Source organism: Bacillus sp. NS1 (assembly GCF_058248265.1).
Window position 1 is genome coordinate 55,483 of sequence record NZ_JBZAZF010000002.1, and the last position, 19,113, is coordinate 74,595.

17 protein-coding genes are annotated in these 19,113 nt (G+C 43.8%); 10 read left to right on the forward strand and 7 right to left on the reverse strand.

Going from position 1 to position 19,113, the window contains the following annotated elements:
• Positions 1 to 71 precede the first annotated feature (71 nt).
• Genes AC4CV5_RS05740 through yhdA form a run of 3 tightly spaced genes read left to right on the forward strand, consistent with a single transcriptional unit; the run spans position 72 to position 2,379 of the window.
• Entirely contained in the window at positions 72 to 1,214 is a 1,143-nt protein-coding gene (locus tag AC4CV5_RS05740; protein WP_166853800.1) for a GAF domain-containing sensor histidine kinase, read from the forward strand.
• On the forward strand, positions 1,211 to 1,858 hold the full coding sequence (locus tag AC4CV5_RS05745) for a response regulator (protein ID WP_222142495.1): 648 nt from the start codon (positions 1,211 to 1,213) through the stop codon (positions 1,856 to 1,858). Before AC4CV5_RS05740 ends, AC4CV5_RS05745 begins: the two co-directional genes overlap by 4 nt.
• Positions 1,855 to 2,379 (forward strand): FMN-dependent NADPH-azoreductase, encoded by a 525-nt coding sequence (yhdA, locus tag AC4CV5_RS05750; protein WP_490922245.1) that lies wholly within the window; start codon positions 1,855 to 1,857, stop codon positions 2,377 to 2,379. The genes AC4CV5_RS05745 and yhdA overlap by 4 nt, the downstream gene beginning before the upstream one ends.
• Before the next feature lie 14 nt (positions 2,380 to 2,393).
• Here yhdA and AC4CV5_RS05755 read toward each other — a convergent pair whose 3' ends face one another.
• Positions 2,394 to 2,636 carry a YhdB family protein gene (locus AC4CV5_RS05755; RefSeq protein WP_003224139.1) on the reverse strand — a complete coding sequence of 81 codons (243 nt, stop codon included), beginning with the start codon at positions 2,634 to 2,636 and terminating at the stop codon, positions 2,394 to 2,396.
• A gap of 200 nt (positions 2,637 to 2,836) precedes the next feature.
• Here AC4CV5_RS05755 and AC4CV5_RS05760 point away from each other — a divergent pair, with 200 nt between their 5' ends.
• Positions 2,837 to 3,160: a YqzG/YhdC family protein gene (locus tag AC4CV5_RS05760; RefSeq protein ID WP_222142497.1), complete on the forward strand. Its 324-nt coding sequence runs from the start codon at positions 2,837 to 2,839 to the stop codon at positions 3,158 to 3,160.
• A gap of 39 nt (positions 3,161 to 3,199) precedes the next feature.
• Here AC4CV5_RS05760 and lytF read toward each other — a convergent pair whose 3' ends face one another.
• From lytF to AC4CV5_RS05775, 3 genes are all read right to left on the reverse strand, one after another.
• Entirely contained in the window at positions 3,200 to 4,645 is a 1,446-nt protein-coding gene (gene lytF, locus AC4CV5_RS05765) for a peptidoglycan endopeptidase LytF (protein ID WP_490922247.1), read from the reverse strand.
• 150 nt (positions 4,646 to 4,795) lie between these two features.
• Entirely contained in the window at positions 4,796 to 5,236 is a 441-nt protein-coding gene (gene nsrR, locus AC4CV5_RS05770; protein ID WP_222142499.1) for a nitric oxide-sensing transcriptional repressor NsrR, read from the reverse strand.
• Positions 5,237 to 5,347: 111 nt separating this feature from the next.
• Positions 5,348 to 6,874 (reverse strand): mechanosensitive ion channel, encoded by a 1,527-nt coding sequence (locus AC4CV5_RS05775; protein WP_166853794.1) that lies wholly within the window; start codon positions 6,872 to 6,874, stop codon positions 5,348 to 5,350.
• Positions 6,875 to 7,039: 165 nt separating this feature from the next.
• Here AC4CV5_RS05775 and spoVR point away from each other — a divergent pair, with 165 nt between their 5' ends.
• Positions 7,040 to 8,446, forward strand: a complete 1,407-nt coding sequence (spoVR, locus tag AC4CV5_RS05780) for a stage V sporulation protein SpoVR (RefSeq protein WP_248602572.1) — start codon at positions 7,040 to 7,042, stop codon at positions 8,444 to 8,446.
• A gap of 30 nt (positions 8,447 to 8,476) precedes the next feature.
• Here the strand turns inward: spoVR and phoA are convergent, their stop codons facing one another.
• Entirely contained in the window at positions 8,477 to 9,862 is a 1,386-nt protein-coding gene (phoA, locus tag AC4CV5_RS05785; RefSeq protein WP_490922249.1) for an alkaline phosphatase PhoA, read from the reverse strand.
• Positions 9,863 to 10,390: 528 nt separating this feature from the next.
• On the opposite strand from phoA, the gene lytE reads away from it, so the two are divergent.
• Positions 10,391 to 11,410, forward strand: a complete 1,020-nt coding sequence (gene lytE / locus AC4CV5_RS05790) for a peptidoglycan endopeptidase LytE (RefSeq protein WP_166853791.1) — start codon at positions 10,391 to 10,393, stop codon at positions 11,408 to 11,410.
• 70 nt (positions 11,411 to 11,480) lie between these two features.
• On the opposite strand, the gene citR is transcribed toward lytE, so the two are convergent.
• Positions 11,481 to 12,356 carry a transcriptional regulator CitR gene (gene citR, locus AC4CV5_RS05795; protein ID WP_166853790.1) on the reverse strand — a complete coding sequence of 292 codons (876 nt, stop codon included), beginning with the start codon at positions 12,354 to 12,356 and terminating at the stop codon, positions 11,481 to 11,483.
• A gap of 108 nt (positions 12,357 to 12,464) precedes the next feature.
• On the opposite strand from citR, the gene citA reads away from it, so the two are divergent.
• The 4 genes from citA (at position 12,465) to AC4CV5_RS05815 (ending at position 17,631) form a co-directional block, all read left to right on the forward strand.
• The gene (gene citA, locus AC4CV5_RS05800; RefSeq protein WP_222142503.1) at positions 12,465 to 13,565 is read left to right on the forward strand and encodes a citrate synthase/methylcitrate synthase; all 1,101 of its coding nucleotides are present in this window, start codon (positions 12,465 to 12,467) and stop codon (positions 13,563 to 13,565) included.
• A 73-nt stretch (positions 13,566 to 13,638) separates the two neighbouring features.
• The gene (locus AC4CV5_RS05805; RefSeq protein ID WP_490922250.1) at positions 13,639 to 14,508 is read left to right on the forward strand and encodes an SDR family oxidoreductase; all 870 of its coding nucleotides are present in this window, start codon (positions 13,639 to 13,641) and stop codon (positions 14,506 to 14,508) included.
• A gap of 252 nt (positions 14,509 to 14,760) precedes the next feature.
• Positions 14,761 to 16,158 carry a branched-chain amino acid transporter BcaP gene (gene bcaP, locus AC4CV5_RS05810; RefSeq protein ID WP_166853787.1) on the forward strand — a complete coding sequence of 466 codons (1,398 nt, stop codon included), beginning with the start codon at positions 14,761 to 14,763 and terminating at the stop codon, positions 16,156 to 16,158.
• Positions 16,159 to 16,275: 117 nt separating this feature from the next.
• A complete protein-coding gene (locus tag AC4CV5_RS05815) occupies positions 16,276 to 17,631 on the forward strand; it encodes a sodium-dependent transporter (RefSeq protein ID WP_166853786.1) in 1,356 nt (451 codons plus the stop codon).
• Between the two features lie 35 nt (positions 17,632 to 17,666).
• Here the strand turns inward: AC4CV5_RS05815 and pdxR are convergent, their stop codons facing one another.
• The gene (gene pdxR / locus AC4CV5_RS05820; RefSeq protein WP_166853785.1) at positions 17,667 to 19,076 is read right to left on the reverse strand and encodes a MocR-like pyridoxine biosynthesis transcription factor PdxR; all 1,410 of its coding nucleotides are present in this window, start codon (positions 19,074 to 19,076) and stop codon (positions 17,667 to 17,669) included.
• Positions 19,077 to 19,113: the final 37 nt, after the last annotated feature.

Sequence of the window (19,113 nt, forward strand, 5' to 3'; positions counted from 1 at the left end):
TCAAGCGAAGTAGTGACATACAAAAAACTGGTATAATCTTAAATAACAAGACCGATGCCGGAGTGAGAAATGTGAGCAAAACGAGGATGGAAAAATTAAAAACGCTGAAAACGATTGCGGAAACCTTAAACCAAGGGCACGATGTCAAAGCAACACTGGATGAGGTTTTAAAAGAATTGCTGAGTCTGACGAACCTTCAATCCGGCTGGATTTTTCTGATCGAAGAAGACGGGTCCTATACGTTAGCGGCCGACGCTTATCTTCCCCCAGCTTTATGCCGCAAGGAAAAAGTATTGATGTGTGAAGGGGAGTGCTACTGCCTGACGAAATTTAATAACGGAGGGCTTAGAAGGGCGGCTAATATAATGAACTGCAAGCGCATAGAATCAGCTGAGGAACTGCACTGTTTTGACACAGAAGGGATTACGCATCATGCAACTGTTCCTTTAGAAGACGGGGACAGGAGATTCGGATTGTTAAATGTAGCGGCGGCCGGAAAAACCATGTTTGACGAGGAAGAGCTGCATTTACTCGAATCTGTCGCCTTTCAGATCGGAACGGCGATCCAGCGCATGAAGCTTTCTGAATATAAACAAAAAAATGCTCTTTTAATGGAACGTAACCGCCTCGCTCAGGAGCTTCACGATTCTGTCAATCAAATGCTTTTTTCCGTCAGTCTAACAGCTAGAGCGGCAAAGACACTAACAAAAGATGAGAATCTGCAGCAGATGATTGATTTCATTCAAAATCTATCACAGGACGCGCTCGCAGAAATGAAAGCGTTAATATGGCAGCTTCGCCCCGGAGGATTGGAAAAAGGGCTGTCTGAAGCTATTAAAAGCTATGGCGCGCTCATTGGATTGAATGTCATTTTCACACAAAAAGGCTGTCCTGTTTTTACTGATGAGCAGGAGCATATGCTGTGGCGTGTCGTACAGGAAGCTTTAAATAACTGCAAAAAGCACGCCGGAACTGATACGGCGTATGTCAGTCTGACGGCTTCTTCGTGCCGTGCGGAGCTGGATATAATCGATCATGGGGCAGGGTTTTGTTATGAAGTGCATGAAGGCCTGCCTTCACTCGGCATCAAGGGTATGAAAGAACGGGCAGAAAAAGCCGGCGCGGCGTTTTTGATTGAGTCAGAGCTTGGAGCGGGAACAAAGCTGTCCATTAGGCTTCCGCTTACCAATCAGAAAGGAAGGACAGTACAATGAAAATTGTAATTGCGGATGACCACCATGTTGTCAGAAAGGGGCTTCGTTTTTTCTTTGCCACCCAGGATGACATTGAAGTTGCCGGCGAGGCAGCAACTGGAACAGAAGCTCTTCGTGTCATCGAAGAGACAAAACCTGATCTTGTGCTAATGGATCTTTCTATGCCTGAGATGGACGGCATTCAAGCCATAAAAAAAGCAGTACAGCATTTTCCGGGGATCAATATCATTGTGCTGACGAGCTATTCCGATCAGGAGCATGTCATCCCTGCGCTTCAGGCAGGTGCGAAAGCGTATCAATTAAAGGATACAGAGCCCGAGGAATTGGTGAAAACACTAAGACAAGTGCATGCCGGCGAATACAGGCTTTCTTCAGCTATTATGCCCCATGTGCTGACACATATGAGAAATCAGCACGATCCGGAAAAAGAAAAATTTTATCAATTAACACGCAGGGAAAAGGACGTTCTGAACGAAATTGCGAACGGGAAAAGCAATAAAGAGATTGCGGCAGCCTTGTTTATCTCAGAAAAAACAGTGAAAACCCATGTGTCGAATCTTTTGGCAAAGCTTGAAGTGGCCGACCGCACACAAGCAGCGCTTTTCGCAGTGAAATATAACTTGAATGGAGAGATCACAAAATGAATATGTTAGTCATAAATGGTACGCCCAGAAAACATGGCAGAACAAGAATTGCCGCATCCTATATTTCAGCGCTGTATCACACAGACCTAATTGATCTAAGCGAGTTTATATTGCCGATTTTTAACGGTGAAGCGGAGCAATCCGAACTTTTGCAGGTACAGGAGCTTAAGCAGCGCGTCACTAAAGCGGATGCGATTGTCTTATTATCTCCTGAATATCACAGCGGCATGAGCGGCGCTTTAAAAAATGCACTGGATTTTCTAAGCAGCGAACAATTCAAATATAAGCCTGTAGCATTATTGGCAGTGGGAGGAGGCGGAAAAGGCGGCATCAACGCGCTGAACAATATGAGAACTGTAATGCGGGGTGTTTACGCCAATGTCATTCCGAAGCAGCTCGTGCTTGATCCGGTGCACATTGATGTTGAAAATGCTGCAGTGATGGAAAATATAAAGGTCAGCATAAAGGAGCTTGTCGAAGAACTTAGCATGTTCGCAAAAGCAGGAAATCCCGGCGTCTGAACGCCGGGATTTGTTTATGTGAGCAAGGCTAATTGATCTTCGTAAGTTAGTTCTGTGGCATGATCAATATAACGGAGAAGGGAATACAGCATCTTTTCAAGAACGGCGTAATCCTGTTCAAAATGATAGGCATGCAGAAAATGCTCGATTCGTTTTGATAACAAATCATCCTCTGTACGCACCATTAAAATTAATAAATTATCCCATTGAGAACGATGGGTGTAATACAACGCTTTATCGTAATCGGCATAATCCATGAATCGCTTCTCCTTTCTTGTGTGAGAAGTTCGTGATTAGTTTATGCCGCATTCCATGTTATTGACGGGGCAAAACTTGGCGTCTGCGGCAGTACAGGGGTAGCAATATGAGGGAGACATAAAATCAAAATGCTTGAATGAAGCTGTCTCTTTTGGAAAACCTATGAGAGAACATAATCTGGGTACAGGAGACTGAAAACATGAAATCTCTGCCGTATACCATTGCGCTTCTTTTTTGCGGATTGATCATCGTGTCAATGGCTGCAAAAGGGCATTCAACGGACACAGACGAGTCCGTTCAAAAGTGGGAACAGCTCGCCTGGAGTAAAATTCAGGATGAATATAAGGGTGCTTCATTTTCTGATTACGCTTATATGGGGCGGACCGAGGTGAATGATGAGCAGACGAAAGATGTTTTTCGGGTGACGGTCAGACAGAAAGATGATACCTTTTCTGTTCGGGCCGAAGTCTATTTTCATCCGGTTACAAAGCATATGATCAGCATCAATGTCTTTAGGCTCTAAAAAAACTGTACAGCCGCTCAGGCCATACAGTTTCTATTTTTAGAAATATCGTTTTGCACCAAGATAGCGCTGTTTCCAGTAAGAGTTGTTCATACTGGAAATGACAACACCGGAATCGTTGGCATTAATGAATTCCCCGTTTCCAAGATAAATTCCGACGTGGGAAGGGCCGGCTTTATATGTTGTAAAGAAAACGAAGTCTCCGACAGCAGGCTGGCTGACAGATTTCATTGTGTTCCAATATCCAGCTGCCGTTAACCTAGATACGGATGTGACTTTGTTCAGGGCATAGTAAATGAATCCGCTGCAGTCAAACCCGGCCGGTGTCGTGCCCCCCCAGCGATACGGAACCCCAAGCTGCTCTTTAGCGGCGGCAATCATTGTGTTAATCTTTGCGCTTGTTGAGCTCGTGTTGCTTGAAGAACCGGATGAAGAAGACGATGAAGATGAAGCTTTTCCGGTAATGACCAGCTTTTGGCCAACCTGCAAGACATCCGTTTTTAAATTGTTTTTCTCCCGAATCTGCTGAGCTGTTACATTAAACTTTTGAGCAATCACCCATAAGGAATCGCCGCTTTTCACCGTGTATGTAGTCGTCGTGCTTGAGCTAGCATTTGACGAAGAAGACGATGGAGATGAAGTGCCTGAAGATGCTTGACCTGTCAGCTTCAGCACTTGTCCGACGTACAGCACGTCTGATTTTAGATTGTTGCTGTTTCGGATTTGCTGAACAGTTAAGTTATAGTTGTTTGCAATTTTCCAAAGTGAATCTCCGCTTTTTACAGTATAATTCTTTGTTCCTGAAGTTTGGCTCGAATTGGAGTTGGATGAAGTGTCTTTGGAAGACGTTTTAGAGCCGCTTGATTTTGTTTTCAACACTTGATTCACATAAATGGTATCTGATTTTAAGTTGTTCAAGACCTTCAATTCAGCGACGGACATATTAACTTTGTTTGCAATTTTCCAAAGCGAATCTCCAAGCTGCACCTTGTATGTTCCGGTAGAAGATGAAGAGCTTGAGCTCTTATTAGAACTGCTTTTTGTACTGGAACTAGAGCTGGAGTTTGAAGAAACCGTACCGGCCACCTTTAATTTCTGGCCCGCACGAATCATGTCGCTGCTTAGTCCATTTAATTTTTTCAGTTCCTGCACCGTCATTTTATACTCATTTGCGATCAGCCAAAGTGAATCTCCGCTTTTCACTGTGTAAACAGAACTTCCGCTCTTCTTGGTTGTTGAGCTTGAAGTAGATGAAGTGCCGGAATTGCTGCCCGGAATCGTAAGCGTCTGGCCGATCGACAGAACAGTAGTCGATAGATGGTTGGCGGATGTGATAGCCGCCACACTTGAGTTGTAGTTTTGGGCCAGTTTCCATAACGAATCTCCGCTTTTGACCTTAATCGTTGCTGCTTCAGCTGGTGTCACTGCTAAAGTTGTACTGACAATCGCAGATGCTGTCAGACCTGCTGCTAATTTCTTTTTCATCTGAGCTCTCCTTTTTTCCCCCAATGATTTTGAATATGCTGTTTCTTTTTTATATCGGCAGATACGTCCCATCGTTTTGCCTTTTTTTAAAAACAGCCAAATTTTCTTAACAAAAAGGGGGAAAAAGGGCATAAAAAAGAAGGAATCAATCTATTCCTTCAATCTTAAAAGCTTCATAATGTCTTCTTTGTTTTTAACAAGGTCGCGCAGTGTGTAGTTGTCCAAAACCGCAAGATAGGCCATAAGCGCTTCATTAAGCACATGTTTTAAACCGCATACTGGGGAAATAACGCAGAGATTCTTGTTCACATCAAAACATTCCACAATATTAAAATCGTCTTCCGTTTTTCTGACAACCTCACCGATGTTGATGTCTTCCGGGTTCATGCCTAAGCGTATACCGCCGCCTCGTCCGCGTATTGTTTCTACGTAGCCGAGCTGGCCGAGCCTGTATATCACTTTCATGAGATGATTTTTTGAAATAGCATACGTTTCGGCAATCTGTTTTATATTTGAAAGTTCTCCGGGACGTTCTGCAGCCAGAAAAATCAACACTCTTAATGAATAATCTGTATAATTTGTTAACTTCATAATAAGACCTCGTAATAAGACATTTTCTATATCTTATCATAATCGATTGAAAAATGAAAAAAAAGGAATTTTCCATAAAAAACGTGCACCCTGCTGGGTACACGTTTTTTATTACATGTTATTCGGCGGATTTTGGTTTTTGCGGTTCTTATCAATTTCGGTGTTTTGCATTTTGCGTTCAAATGTAGACAGATAACGTGATGCAAAATCCTTTCCGCCAAGGCCGAAGGATAAACCGAAAGCGAGTGCGAAGCCGCTAAGCACGATGATGAACGCGGAATTGACGATTGTGGCAGCGACACCAAGCTGGTCCAGGGCCATAAAGAAAGCAAGTGCAATAATCGTATATTTAGCAATCGCCGCTAAAGACTTGAATTCCTGGCCTTTGATCATGCTTGCGAGCACTTTTCGCACCAATTCTCCGGCGTAAAGGCCGATGCCGAGAATGAATACAGCGACAAGAACATTCGGCAGATACGCAATGATGCCAGTCGCAATCTCTACGAGGAAGTGCAGCTGAACAATTTGCAGCGCTTCGGCTGTAAACAGCAGAATGACAATGATTTGCGCAATCATACCAACAACTTGAGACAGGGACAGCTTCGCAGGCGTTCCTGTTTCCATGCCCATTTTTCCTAACACAGAATCAAAGCCTGCGCGATGGAGCAGTCCGGTCACCATGGTGTTTACCCATTTTCCTGCCCATATACCCGCTAAAACAAGTACGATGGCTATGATGATGTTCGGAAGCATGTTTAAAATGGTGTTTAGCATAGAGACAGCCGGTTTCGAAATGCCGGCGACATCCAGCTGGTCAAGCGCTGAAATGACGACCGGTATTAAAATCAGCACATAAGCGATTGTTCCGATGACTGCAGAAAGGCTTGTATCTTTTAAGTAAATAGATAAACCCATACGTGCTGCAAATCTCTCCGTGCCGATGCTTGCAAGGAAATTCGTAATGATGTCACGTACAAGACGGGCAACAAGCCAGCCGATTAAGACGATAAGCGCGGCGGCAAATAATTTCGGGAGAAAAGCGAGCACGCTTTCCATCATATTTGTAAACGGACCTGAAATGCCGCTGATTTTTAAAGAAGATAAAACCCCGGGCAGAAAAACAAGCAGCACGAGATAAAAAACAATTTGTGAAGCGGCATTGACTGCCTGATGAATATCTTTTCCTTCAGACACCAAATTCCACTTGCGCAGCTTGTCACTCGTGTTCAGCTTCATCCCGATTTTTTTAACAAGGAAGCTCAATACAGAGGCTGCAGCCCACCCTAACAGCAGAATGAGTCCGGCCTTCAGCACGCTTGGGATGGCTGCTGCAATTGCGGAAAGCATGCTGACAAACGGTGATGCTACTGTTGTCAGGTGCAAAATGTTAAAGAATAAAATAAAGACGATAATCAATGCGATAAAATAAACGATCTTGCTTATGACTTTTTCGGAGGAATAGCGTGATGGCTTTTTCCCAGCAAAGAGCTTGTCGTCGATTTTTGTTTTTCTGAGCCCTTTGTAAACCGCTTTTTCAATAATTTTAGCGATAGCCCATCCGATTAATAAGACGAGTAAAGCAATGATTACGTTTGGAAGCTTACTGAGATAAGAAGAAAGCATGTCTGCTACATTCAATTGGTATCGCTCCTTTTTTTCGTAATATGGTGTGTTTTTACCCACTGCCACAATCGGCAAACAGCTGAATGTGCCGGTCGAATTTTTTCTTGCCCATGTGAGGCTATCATCTTTTGTCAGGCGGGCTCATACATTATAGATAAGTCCAAGTAGGGGGGGATTCGGTTGAACGCGGAGGAGAAGAAGGGATTACAGCGGGCAATTGAGGAAATTACCGAAGTTGCAAAAGGATTCGGCCTTGATTTCTACCCGATGAGATATGAAATCTGCCCGGCTGAAATTATTTATACATTCGGCGCGTACGGGATGCCGACAAGATTCAGCCACTGGAGCTTCGGCAAGCAGTTTCACAAAATGAAGCTGCATTATGATCTTGGATTAAGCAAGATTTATGAGCTGGTCATTAATTCAGATCCATGCTACGCTTTTTTGCTGGACAGCAACTCACTGATCCAAAATAAATTAATTGTCGCTCACGTTCTCGCCCATTGCGATTTCTTTAAAAACAACTGCAGATTCCAAAACACGAAGCGCGATATGGTGGAAAGCATGGCGGCAACGGCCGAGCGGATTAAACACTATGAACAGGTTCACGGGATAAAGGAAGTAGAAGCTTTTTTAGACGCGATCCTTTCGATTCAGGAGCATATCGATCCGTCTTTGGTCCGTCCGAAGCTCCTATGGAGTGTGGATGATGAGGAAGAGGAGATGGAAGAGGCAGCAACGCCTTATGATGATTTATGGTCTTTGGATGAAAAGAAACCGAAAAAACAAGTGAAAAAATCGAAAAAACCTTTCCCGCCGCGACCGGAAAAAGATATTCTGCTTTTTATCGAGGAGCATTCCCGGGAGCTGGAGCCGTGGCAGCGTGATATTTTAACGATGATGAGAGAGGAAATGCTTTATTTCTGGCCTCAGCTGGAAACAAAGATTATGAATGAGGGCTGGGCTTCCTATTGGCACCAGCGAATTATACGTGAGCTTGATTTAACCTCTGATGAAGCGATAGAGTTCGCCAAGCTGAATGCAGGTGTCGTTCAGCCGTCCAAAACAGGCATTAATCCTTATTATTTAGGGCTGAAAATATTTGAAGACATTGAGGAGCGGTACAACAATCCGACGGAAGAAATGAAAAAAATGGGCGTGAAGCCTGACTCAGGCCGCGAGAAAATGTTTGAGGTCAGGGAAATTGAATCTGATATCTCTTTCATCCGCAATTATTTAACAAAAGACTTAGTTATGCGCGAGGATCTTTACTTGTTTCAAAAACAGGGCAGAGATTATAAAATCGTCGATAAAGAATGGAAATCGGTACGCGACCAGCTCGTGAGCATGCGGGTAAACGGCGGGTTTCCATATTTGACAGTAAACGACGGCGATTACATGAAAAATAACGAGCTCTACATTAAGCATTGGTATGAGGGCATTGAGCTGGATTTAAAGTATTTGGAGAAAGTGCTCCCTTATTTATTTCAGCTTTGGGGGAGAAGCGTACACATCGAGTCTGTACTTGAGGATAAGGAAGTCATGTTTTCGTACGACGGAAAAGGTGTTCACCGCAGGTATTTATAAAAAAAGAGGATGCAGCGTTCTGCATCCTCTTTATTTTCCTGTTTTCAAAATTTTAAATATGATGTTTGCCTGATCTGTATTGTTAATCAGTCCGCGGAATTTTTCTTTTCCGGGGCCGTACGCGTATAATGGCACTTCTTCGCCGGTATGATCGGTACTCGTCCAGCCGCTGTTAGAGCGTGTGTTAAAAATCTTGATGATGGCTTTGTAGGCGCCTTTGCTTTTGTCAGCCTGTGCAGCGGCTTCAACACTTTTGATTTCTTCTGATGTGAATTTCAGATTTGTATAGCGGGCGAGCACATCTTTGGCCGGTTTGCCTTCATTGATTTTTTTGGCCATAAATTCAGGTGTTTTTTTCGCGGAGAGAATCGGCTCCGCGTGCCAATTCTTTTCGCCGTTTGCGCCAATGGCAAAGCCGCCGGTTGTATGGTCAGCAGTTGCAATGACAAGCGTATGTTTATCTTTTTTCGCAAAATCAATCGCGGCTTTATAGGCCTGTTCAAAATCTTTAACCTCGCTCATGGCTCCTACTGTATCATTGTCATGGGCTGCCCAGTCAATTTGGCTGCCTTCGACCATCAAGAAAAATCCTTTTTTATTTTGGTTCAGGCGGTCAATTGCTGAAACCGTCATGTCTTTGAGAGATGGTGTTTTGCTGTCACGGTCGAGCGCTTTAGCAAGCCCTCCGTCTGCAAAAAGCCCGAGCACCTGCTGATCTTTATTTTTCTTCAGTGCTTGTTTTGTTGTCACATAGCTGTAGCCGGCTTGTTTGAATTCCTTCGTCAAATTTCTATCTTTGCGGTTAAAATACAATTTTCCGCCACCAAGTAAAACGTCTATTTTTTGCTTGCCTTTTATTTTGTCATCCATATAGCTGTTGGCAATTTGGTCCATGTTTTTCCGTGATTCATTGTGGGCGCCATATGCGGCTGGAGTGGCGTGGTTAATTTCAGACGTTGCGACAAGACCTGTTGACTTGCCTTGCTGTTTGGCCTCTTCAAGCACTGATTTTACTTTTTTTCCGTTTTTATCAACGCCAATTGCATTGTTATAAGTCTTAACGCCTGTCGCTAATGCTGTTCCGGCTGCTGCTGAATCTGTAATATTATAGTCAGGGTCATCCGGATGCGTCATCATCATGCCTGTCAGGTTCCGGTCAAACTCAGTTAGTTTCGGGTTATTCGGTGTTTCACCGTTATTTTTCAGGGAACGGTAGGCGTTTATGTAAGGAGTCCCCATGCCGTCACCGATCATCACAATGACATTTCTGATTTCGGCTTTGTCTTGTTTTTTAGCGCTTGCCGTTTCGGTTTTCTGCACCTCGGCTCCGGCAAAAATCCCAGCTGTAAGGACAGAAACAGCGGCGAGTGGCAAAAGTTTTGATTTCATGTTTTGAAACAAATTCATTCTTTGCATGCCTCCTTTAAATGTATTCTGTTTATCATGTTAGGGAAATATTGTTAAATGCGGCTATTGATCGTGTAAACATTAAGTAAATCATTGTAAGGAAATATAAAAACGCTGTTTCGTTATCTTGCCTTATTTGATGTAAAGCATTCATTTTTCAGAAAAATCTTTACCTCTTTGCCCTTGCATGATATGTTTGTTTAAATAAAAAAACTGCGGATGACCGCAGCTTTCCACGTATATTCTTTATCACACATTCTTCCATAAGTAAGTTGACCCCGAAAGGTTCTCATTTATTTCCTTTATGTTGAAAAACCTCCCATAAAACATGACAAAAGCACTCGTTTTTTGTCACCTTTGAAACGAAAATGAAATATTTAATACCCTTAAAAACTTTTTTTAAGAACGAATAATTAAGAAATTTGTCGCATGAAGTCAAGACTATTTCTGTTGGGAATCTATCCTTATAATAGAAAACAATAAGATTAATTAAAAAAAAGAGATACATATATAGATATAAAATTTGGGGAGGAAAATATGAAAAAGCAAATCATTACAGCGACGACAGCAGTTGTTTTAGGATCGACATTATTTGCAGGAGCGGCATCTGCACAAAGCATCAAGGTGAAAAAAGGCGACACGCTATGGGATCTTTCAAGAAAATATGACACTACGATCAGTAAAATTAAATCAGAAAACAACCTTCGTTCAGACATCATTTATGTAGGGCAGACTTTATCGATTAACGGCAAATCTACAAGTTCAAAAAGCAGCAGTTCTTCATCTTCTTCTACATACACAGTAAAGAGCGGGGACAGCCTTTGGAAAATTTCTAAAAAATACGGCATGACAGTCAATGAACTGAAAAAACTGAATGGCTTAAAATCAGACTTACTTCGTATCGGACAAGTTCTGAAACTGAAAGGTTCAACAAGTTCAAGCAGCTCTAGTTCATCAAGCGTATCAACATCTTCAGGTTCAACTTCAACTTATAAAGTGAAACGCGGGGATAGTCTGTCTAAAATCGCAAATCAATACGGCACTACAGTTAGCAAATTAAAAAGCTTAAACGGCTTAAAATCAGATGTAATCTACGTTAACCAAGTGTTGAAAGTAAAAGGAACAAGCACAAGCTCAAGCTCAAAAAATGTTTCTTCCGGCTCTTCTTCATCTTCAAGCAGCAAAGCATCATCTGCTACATCACTTAATGTGAGCAAGCTGGTTTCTGATGCAAAAGCGTTAATCGGAACGCCATACAAATGGGGCGGAACGACAACTTCCGGCTTTGACTGCAGCGGATTCATCTGGTACGTGCTGAATAAACAAACAAGTGTGGGCAGAACAAGCACTGCGGGATACTGGAGTTCTATGAAGAGCATTTCCAACCCGTCTGTCGGAGATTTTGTCTTCTTCACAACATATAAATCCGGCCCTTCTCATATGGGAATTTATATCGGAAACAACAGTTTCGTTCATGCAGGGTCTGACGGCGTACAAATCAGCAGCCTGGACAACAGCTACTGGAAGCCTCGTTACCTCGGTGCGAAAAGATTCTAATTTTAATAGGAAACCCGTTCATTGGAACGGGTTTTTTTCATTAGACGAAGCACATTCGTTTTGGTTGCTCCTAAAAATGAAAATGTGATAGAAAATCCAAAAATTTTTTTTCTTTCTTATTTTCATAAAGGGCAATTGCGTAAGCGCCGGCATAGGGCAGCTGCACTGATTGATAAGGGATTCTGATCATCTGTTTTTCTGCCAATTCACGCTTTACTGTGGATAAGGGCAGAAATGAAACGCCGAGTCCTTCCTTGATAAACCGTTTCGTTATATGTGTTTGTGTGACTTTCATTGTTCTCACAAATGGAAATGTCACTCTGACTTGATGGAGCAAGTCGTCCCAGTAATCAGGGTGATTGTGGGTCAAAAGCAGGTACTGCTCAAGCACCTCTTTGGCATCAATTTCTTTGTCATCTATGAAACGCTGATCGGGCGGAGCAACAAGGACAACAGGATCTTGAAATAAACAGTGGCAGGTTAAAGAGGAAGACTGCACCTTTAAACAGCTCAGTCCGATATCTGCTTCGCCGGCTTTAATCAGTGACGCGATTTCTGCTGATTCGAAAATCGTAACTGCCATTTCTGTTTCCGTATTCATCGCTGTGTACCGCTTCATGACAGAAGGGAGCACAGTATCTGCGATAAGCGGAGAAACCGCGAGCTGTAAGGTTTGAGAGTAGCCTTGTCTCACTCTGTGAAGCTCTGCCATGCTGTTTTCGTAATCATCAAGAAGCCGGAGCGCATACGGCAAATAAGCTCTGCCTTCATCAGTCAGCTGGATCTGCCTTCCTTTTCGCTCGAACAGCTTGCAGCTGATTTCTTTTTCTAATTGCTTGATATGTACGGTCACAGTGGGTTGAGATAAAAAAAGCGTTTCCGCTGTTTTTCGGAAGTTTTCATATTTCGCAGCGGTCACAAAGGTGTGAAGCCATTTGAAGTCCATTTCTATTCTCCCTCTGATTAATATTTTTAATTAATTCCCTTTAAAATATTCATTATTTTTTAAATATTATATTTACTATAATAACAGAAAAGGATAGGGGGAATACAAATGGTACATTACGGATTAAAGGGAATTACATGTGTGGAAACATCTATCAGCCATATTGATGGCGAAAAAGGCCGTCTGATTTACCGAGGCCATCATGCAAAAGACATTGCTTTGAATCACAGCTTTGAAGAAGCCGCTTATTTGATTTTATTTGGAAAACTGCCGACATCTGAAGAATTGCAGACATTTGAAGATAAGCTGGCTGCGGAGCGGCATCTGCCGGAACACATCGAGCGCTTGATTCAGTCACTGCCAAACAACATGGACGACATGTCGGTGCTGAGAACGGTTGTATCCGCATTGGGAGAAAATGCGTACACATTCCATCCTAAAACAGAAGAAGCGATTCGGCTGATTGCAATCACGCCTTCCATCATAGCGTACAGAAAACGATGGACGCGCGGTGAACAATCAATTGCGCCATCTTCCCAGTACGGACATGTCGAAAACTACTATTATATGCTCACAGGTGAACAGCCTTCAGAGGCAAAAAAGAAAGCGCTTGAAACATATATGATTCTGGCCATGGAGCACGGCATGAACGCATCCACTTTTTCGGCACGGGTCACATTATCTACAGAGAGTGATTTAGTATCTGCCGTCACTGCTGCTCTCGGCACGATGAAAGGCCCGCTGCACGGAGGCGCTCCTTCTGCGGTGACAAAAATGCTTGAAGACATTGGAGAAAAAGAAAATGCTGAAGCATATCTGAAAGAAAAACTCGAAAAAGGAGAGCGCCTGATGGGATTCGGCCATAGGGTGTACAAGACGAAGGACCCACGGGCAGAAGCTTTGCGACAGAAAGCAGAAGAGGTGGCCGGCAATGACCGCGACCTTGATCTTGCGCTGCATGTAGAAGCAGAAGCGATTCGTTTGCTTGAAATCTACAAACCGGGACGCAAGCTGTATACAAATGTTGAATTTTATGCGGCGGCTGTCATGAAGGCGATCGATTTTGATGATGAATTGTTTACACCGACCTTTTCAGCAAGCAGAATGGTAGGATGGTGCGCCCATGTGCTCGAACAGGCAGAAAACAACATGATTTTCCGTCCATCGGCGAAATATACAGGCGTCATTCCTGAAGAAGTTCTTTCATAACATATTTTGCCGTTTATTCGCTTCTATGGCGTGGTAACGTTCAGTATCAACCACATGTCTAGGAGTGATGAATATGAACCCAATGGACAGACAAACGGAAGGGCAAGCGCCGCAGCATCAGGACAGACAGCCGGGCATTGAGTCAGAAATGAATCCGCTGCCTCTGTCAGAGAACGAGGATTATCAAGGAAGCGGAAAGCTGAAAGGAAAAGTCGCCATCATTACCGGGGGCGACAGCGGAATAGGGAGAGCAGCCGCTATTGCGTTTGCTAAAGAAGGGGCTGATGTCTCCATTCTCTACTTAGACGAGCATTCGGACGCTGAGGAAACGCGTAAACGGATCGAAAAGGAACATGTCCGCTGCCTGCTTATCCCGGGAGATGTCGGGGACGAGAACCATTGTGAACAAGCTGTACAGCAAACAGTAGACCATTTTGGCAAACTTGATATCTTGGTGAACAACGCTGCTGAACAACATCCGCAGGACAGCATTCTCAACATTTCAACAGAACAGCTTGAAAAAACATTTCGCACAAACATTTTTTCCATGTTTCATATGACGAAGAAAGCTTTGCCTCACTTGAAAGAGGGGAGTGCAATTATTAATACGACTTCCATTACCGCTTATGAAGGGAATACGGCGTTAATTGATTACTCCAGCACAAAAGGTGCAATTGTCTCCTTTACGAGGTCCATGGCGATGTCGCTTGCGGATAAAGGCATCAGAGTGAATGCGGTGGCGCCTGGCCCGATTTGGACACCTCTTATTCCGGCGACATTCCCTGAGGAAAAAGTGAAACAGCACGGTTTGGATACCCCAATGGGAAGACCGGGACAGCCGGTTGAGCATGCAGGCGCTTATGTCCTGCTGGCGTCTGACGAATCTTCTTATATGACAGGGCAGACCATTCATGTGAATGGCGGCCGTTTTATTTCAACATAATCAACGAGAAACCAGCCTGATGGCTGGTTTTTTTACGACGAGAAATTTAAAAATAAAAAATTTGTCGATTTTTCTAACAATTTCGTTTTCATTTTTGTGATTTTATATATAATATTGAGTAGGAGAAAGGAATGATTCACGACCGGTACAAATAGAGTAGAAAAAAAGAAAAATGCCCATTATCGTTCATGAATTCAGAAAATTCAAATAAAATATATAAAAATAGAGAATTAGTCTAGGAGTTGAAGGGGAATGAAAGGGAGCGTATTTAGGAAGAAAAGCATTCAGGATTTAATCGCTGCGACGAGCGGTGAAAAATCTTTAAAAAGAGAATTAGGGGCATTCGATTTAACATTGCTTGGAATCGGAGCTATTATTGGCACAGGGATTTTTGTGCTGACGGGAACAGGTGCAGTCACGGCCGGTCCCGGCCTGACCGTTTCATTTGTTGTGGCGGCGCTGGCTTGTCTATTCGCCGCCCTGTCTTACGCAGAATTTGCTTCAAGCGTGCCTGTTTCAGGTTCGGTGTATACATTCACATATGCGACATTGGGAGAGCTTATGGCCTTTATTATCGGGTGGGATTTAATTTTAGAATACATGCTGGCGGTAAGTGCAGTGTCAGTCGGCTGGTCTGGTTATTTCCAATCATTTTTATCAGGGCTTGGCATTCATCTTCCGGTTGCTTTAACAGCGGCACCGGGCGCGGTGAAAGGCACCTTTACCATTTTTAATCTGCCTGCATTCGTGATTGTAATGGCGATAACGTTTTTGCTTTATTTAGGAATTAAAGAATCAAAAAGAGTCAACAACATCATGGTTATCTTGAAAGTGCTGGTCGTTCTGCTGTTTATCGCAGTGGCAGCCGTTTACGTGAAGCCGCATAACTGGCAGCCGTTTATGCCGATGGGCTTTGGCGGCGTATTCAGTGCAGCGGCGCTCGTATTCTTTGCTTTTATCGGATTTGACGCTGTATCCTCTGCAGCGGAAGAGACGAAAAATCCTGCGAAGGATCTGCCTAAAGGCATTATATTCTCTTTATTGGTTTGCACGATTTTATATGTCACCGTATCAGCGATCATGACAGGGGTTATCCCATTTGCTCAGTTTGCGGGTGTGGATCATCCGGTTTCTCTCGTTCTTCAAAGCGCAGGGCAAAATTGGGTGGCAGGCATTATTGATATTGGCGCTGTTTTAGGGATGACGACAGTTATGCTCGTGATGCTTTATGGACAGACACGCGTCATGTTTGCCATGTCACGTGACGGTCTTGTGCCGGGCTCACTTTCTAAGGTACATCCAAAGCACAAAACACCATATGTGGCCACTTGGTTTTTCGGAACAATGTCGGCGCTTCTCGGCTCGCTTGTTCCGCTGGATGAACTTGCAAAACTGGTAAACATCGGGACGCTTTCAGCGTTTGTGCTGATTTCTGTGGCAGTTATCGTTTTGAGAAAGAAACAGCCGGATCTTCCGAGAGCTTTTAAATGTCCGGGGGTTCCAGTGATCCCCGGCCTGGCGATTCTGTTCTGCCTGTTCCTTATTTTAAATCTTGGATGGGTGACGATTGTCCGCTTCTTAGTGTGGCTGTTAATCGGCTTGGCAATCTATTTCCTGTATTCAAGAAAGCATTCAAAATTAAATCAATAATCTTTCAATAAAGAGAGCGGTGATTCAGACCGCTCTCTTTTATATTCTTGATCATGAATATATAGAAATGAAGACAAAAATAAGAGATAATATAGGCTGGAAAGGAAGTGACGTTTATTGTCTGAGCAAAAACCAGTCCAATGGGCTTCGAAAATCGGTTTCGTCATGGCAGCCGCCGGCTCGGCCATCGGCTTGGGCGCGATTTGGAAATTCCCTTATGTAGCGGGGACTAATGGAGGAGGAGCCTTTTTTCTTATCTTTGTGTTATTTACCATCCTCTTAGGCTATCCGCTTTTAGTGGGGGAATTTATTTTTGGAAGACGGAACCAGACGAATGCCATTGATGCATATAAAAAAGAAGCGCCGCGAACAGCTTGGTTTCTAACAGGGTGGGTCGGCGTAGCAGCATGTTTCTTAGTACTGTCGTTTTACAGTGTAATCGGAGGATGGATTTTGCTGTATATCGTGAAGACAGCATCTGGTTCACTGTCCGGACTTTCTCAAGCACAGTATGGCACCCTTTTTGCTTCTATTATCCAAAATCCGGTGCAGACGATCGCGGCTCAGTTTGTTTTTATGGTGCTGACTGTCTTGGTAGTGGCCAGAGGGGTTCAAAAAGGGATTGAACGGGTCAGTGCGGTGATCATGCCGATTTTGTTTATATTGTTTATTCTTCTCGTTCTTCGGTCTCTCACACTTAATGGTGCGATGGAAGGCGTGAAATTTTTGCTTGTGCCTCATTTCGGCGATCTGACTCCAGAATCGATATTATTCGCGCTGGGACAGGCCTTCTTTACGTTAACACTGGGTGTTTCGGTAATGGTGACTTACAGCTCTTACTTGCCGAAAACACAAAATGTCCCTCGTTCGGCAGCCTCCATTGTCGTGATGAATATCATTGTGACACTCTTGGCGGGCTTGGCCATTTTTCCGGCGGTTTTTTCATTCGGCTTTCAGCCAAATGAAGGTCCAACACTGCTGTTTACAGTGCTTCCGGCCGTTTTTGAACAGCTTCCGTTCGGCACGTTATTTTTTATCGGCTTTCTCGTTGCGTTTTTATTTGCAGCCTTAACCTCAGCGTTTTCGATGGTTGAAATTATTGTCGCCACAATCGGAAAAGGGAACGAAAAGAAGAGAAAAAAACTGTCATGGACGAGCGGGCTTTTAATCTTCTTGGTCGGAATCCCTTGCTGCTTGTCTTATGGCGTATTGAGCGATGTGCACATATTTGGTAAAACGTTTTTTGATATTGCTGATTTTACCGTCAGCAATGTTTTGATGCCATCAGGCGCTCTGTTAATTTCTCTTTTTATCCCGCTCAAAATTTCGAAGCGCGAGCTCTGGGAGGAAATGAGAAACGGATCAAATGCAGGTAAAGCATTCTTTTACACTTGGTTTTATTTGCTTCGTTTTATCGTGCCATTAGCCATTATTATTGTATTCTTAAATTTAATCGGGATTTTATCATTTTAAAAAACAGGCTCCGTTTCCGGAGCCTGTTTTCTTATTTAATTAGACGATATCAACTTAGCCCATGCTGTTTTCAGTTTTTGGATACCAAGCCTGATGTCCTCTTCTGACAAACCGCCATAACCGATTAAGACAGAAACAAATGGCGGCTGTCCTTTATATGAGGGGGATACGGGATAGATGGTTACGCCGTTGTCGGCGGCAGCTTTAATCGCTTCTTCTTCACTTACTGAAAACAAAAGCCGCAGCAGGATGTGAAGCCCGGAGTTTTTACCGAGAATCTCAACGGTGTTTCCTAGTTCAGAGCGTATGGCCTCTAACAGGACAGCATGTTTTTTTCGGTATAAGGCTCTCATTCTATTTACGTGCTTTTGCCACTCTCCGCTTTCGATGAAGTCTGCCAGTGCCATTTGCGAGTGGGAAGAGACGGTTTGCTTCATTAACTGAGCGTTTTTTCTGACCGGTTCCACGAGTGCAGGGGGGAGGATCATGTAGCTGAGCCGCAAGGAAGGCAGCAGTGACTTTGAAAAAGTGCCCAGGTATATGACTCTGCCATTCGGATCAAGACCCTGCAAAGACGGAATGGGCTGGCCGCTGTAGCGAAATTCTCCATCGTAATCATCCTCTATAATGAACGAGTTTGCTTCTTTCGCCCACGCCAGCAGCTCCTGTCTGCGGGTTATCGTCATAATGGTCCCGAGCGGAAACTGATGCGAAGGAGTCGTATACACCAGATACGGATTTTGGCGTTTAAGCTCACCCGGCAGGACGCCTTCTTTATCAGAACAAATCGGAATGACATTCATTCGATTTGCTTCAAACATCCTTCTCGACCGGTGAAAACCCGGTTCTTCAAAACCGATTTTTGTTCCTGGCACAAGCGTAAGGCAAAGAATCTGCAGAAGCACGGTAGTTCCTGCGCCGATGATGATCTGCTCTGGCTCGCAATGTACTCCTCGTGACAGCCTGACAAAACGGGCAATCATCTGCCTGAGTTCAGGTTCTCCTTGTGGATCGCCAGAGGTATGGAACGATCCGGAATAGCGATCCAGACTTTTTGCCATACTTTTTCTCCAGGCGTTAAAGGGAAAGAGGTCATGATCAACATTGCCCTGATGAAAGTCAATAGCAGGTGTGTTCTTTACATGTAAGACCTTTTGCATAGACTGCTGAAAATGGTCAGGAGCTGTCGGGAAGTCTGCTTCTACTTCCGCCGCGTACCAGCCGATTTTTGGCTTGCTTTTGACATAGCCTTCAGCAGTTAATTGCTCGTAAGCACGTTCGATTGTTGCCGTACTGACACCGAGCAAGCCGGAGAGCCTGCGCTTTGACGGAAGTTTTGTTCCCTTCGGTATTCGCGCATGTGAAATTTCTTGTTTGAAAAAGGTATAAAGCTGCTCATACAGCGGTGTTTTGCTTTTTTTATCAAGAAAAGGCGTGATATCCATCTCATATCTCCTTTGTATCTGGCATGGTCAATTTTTC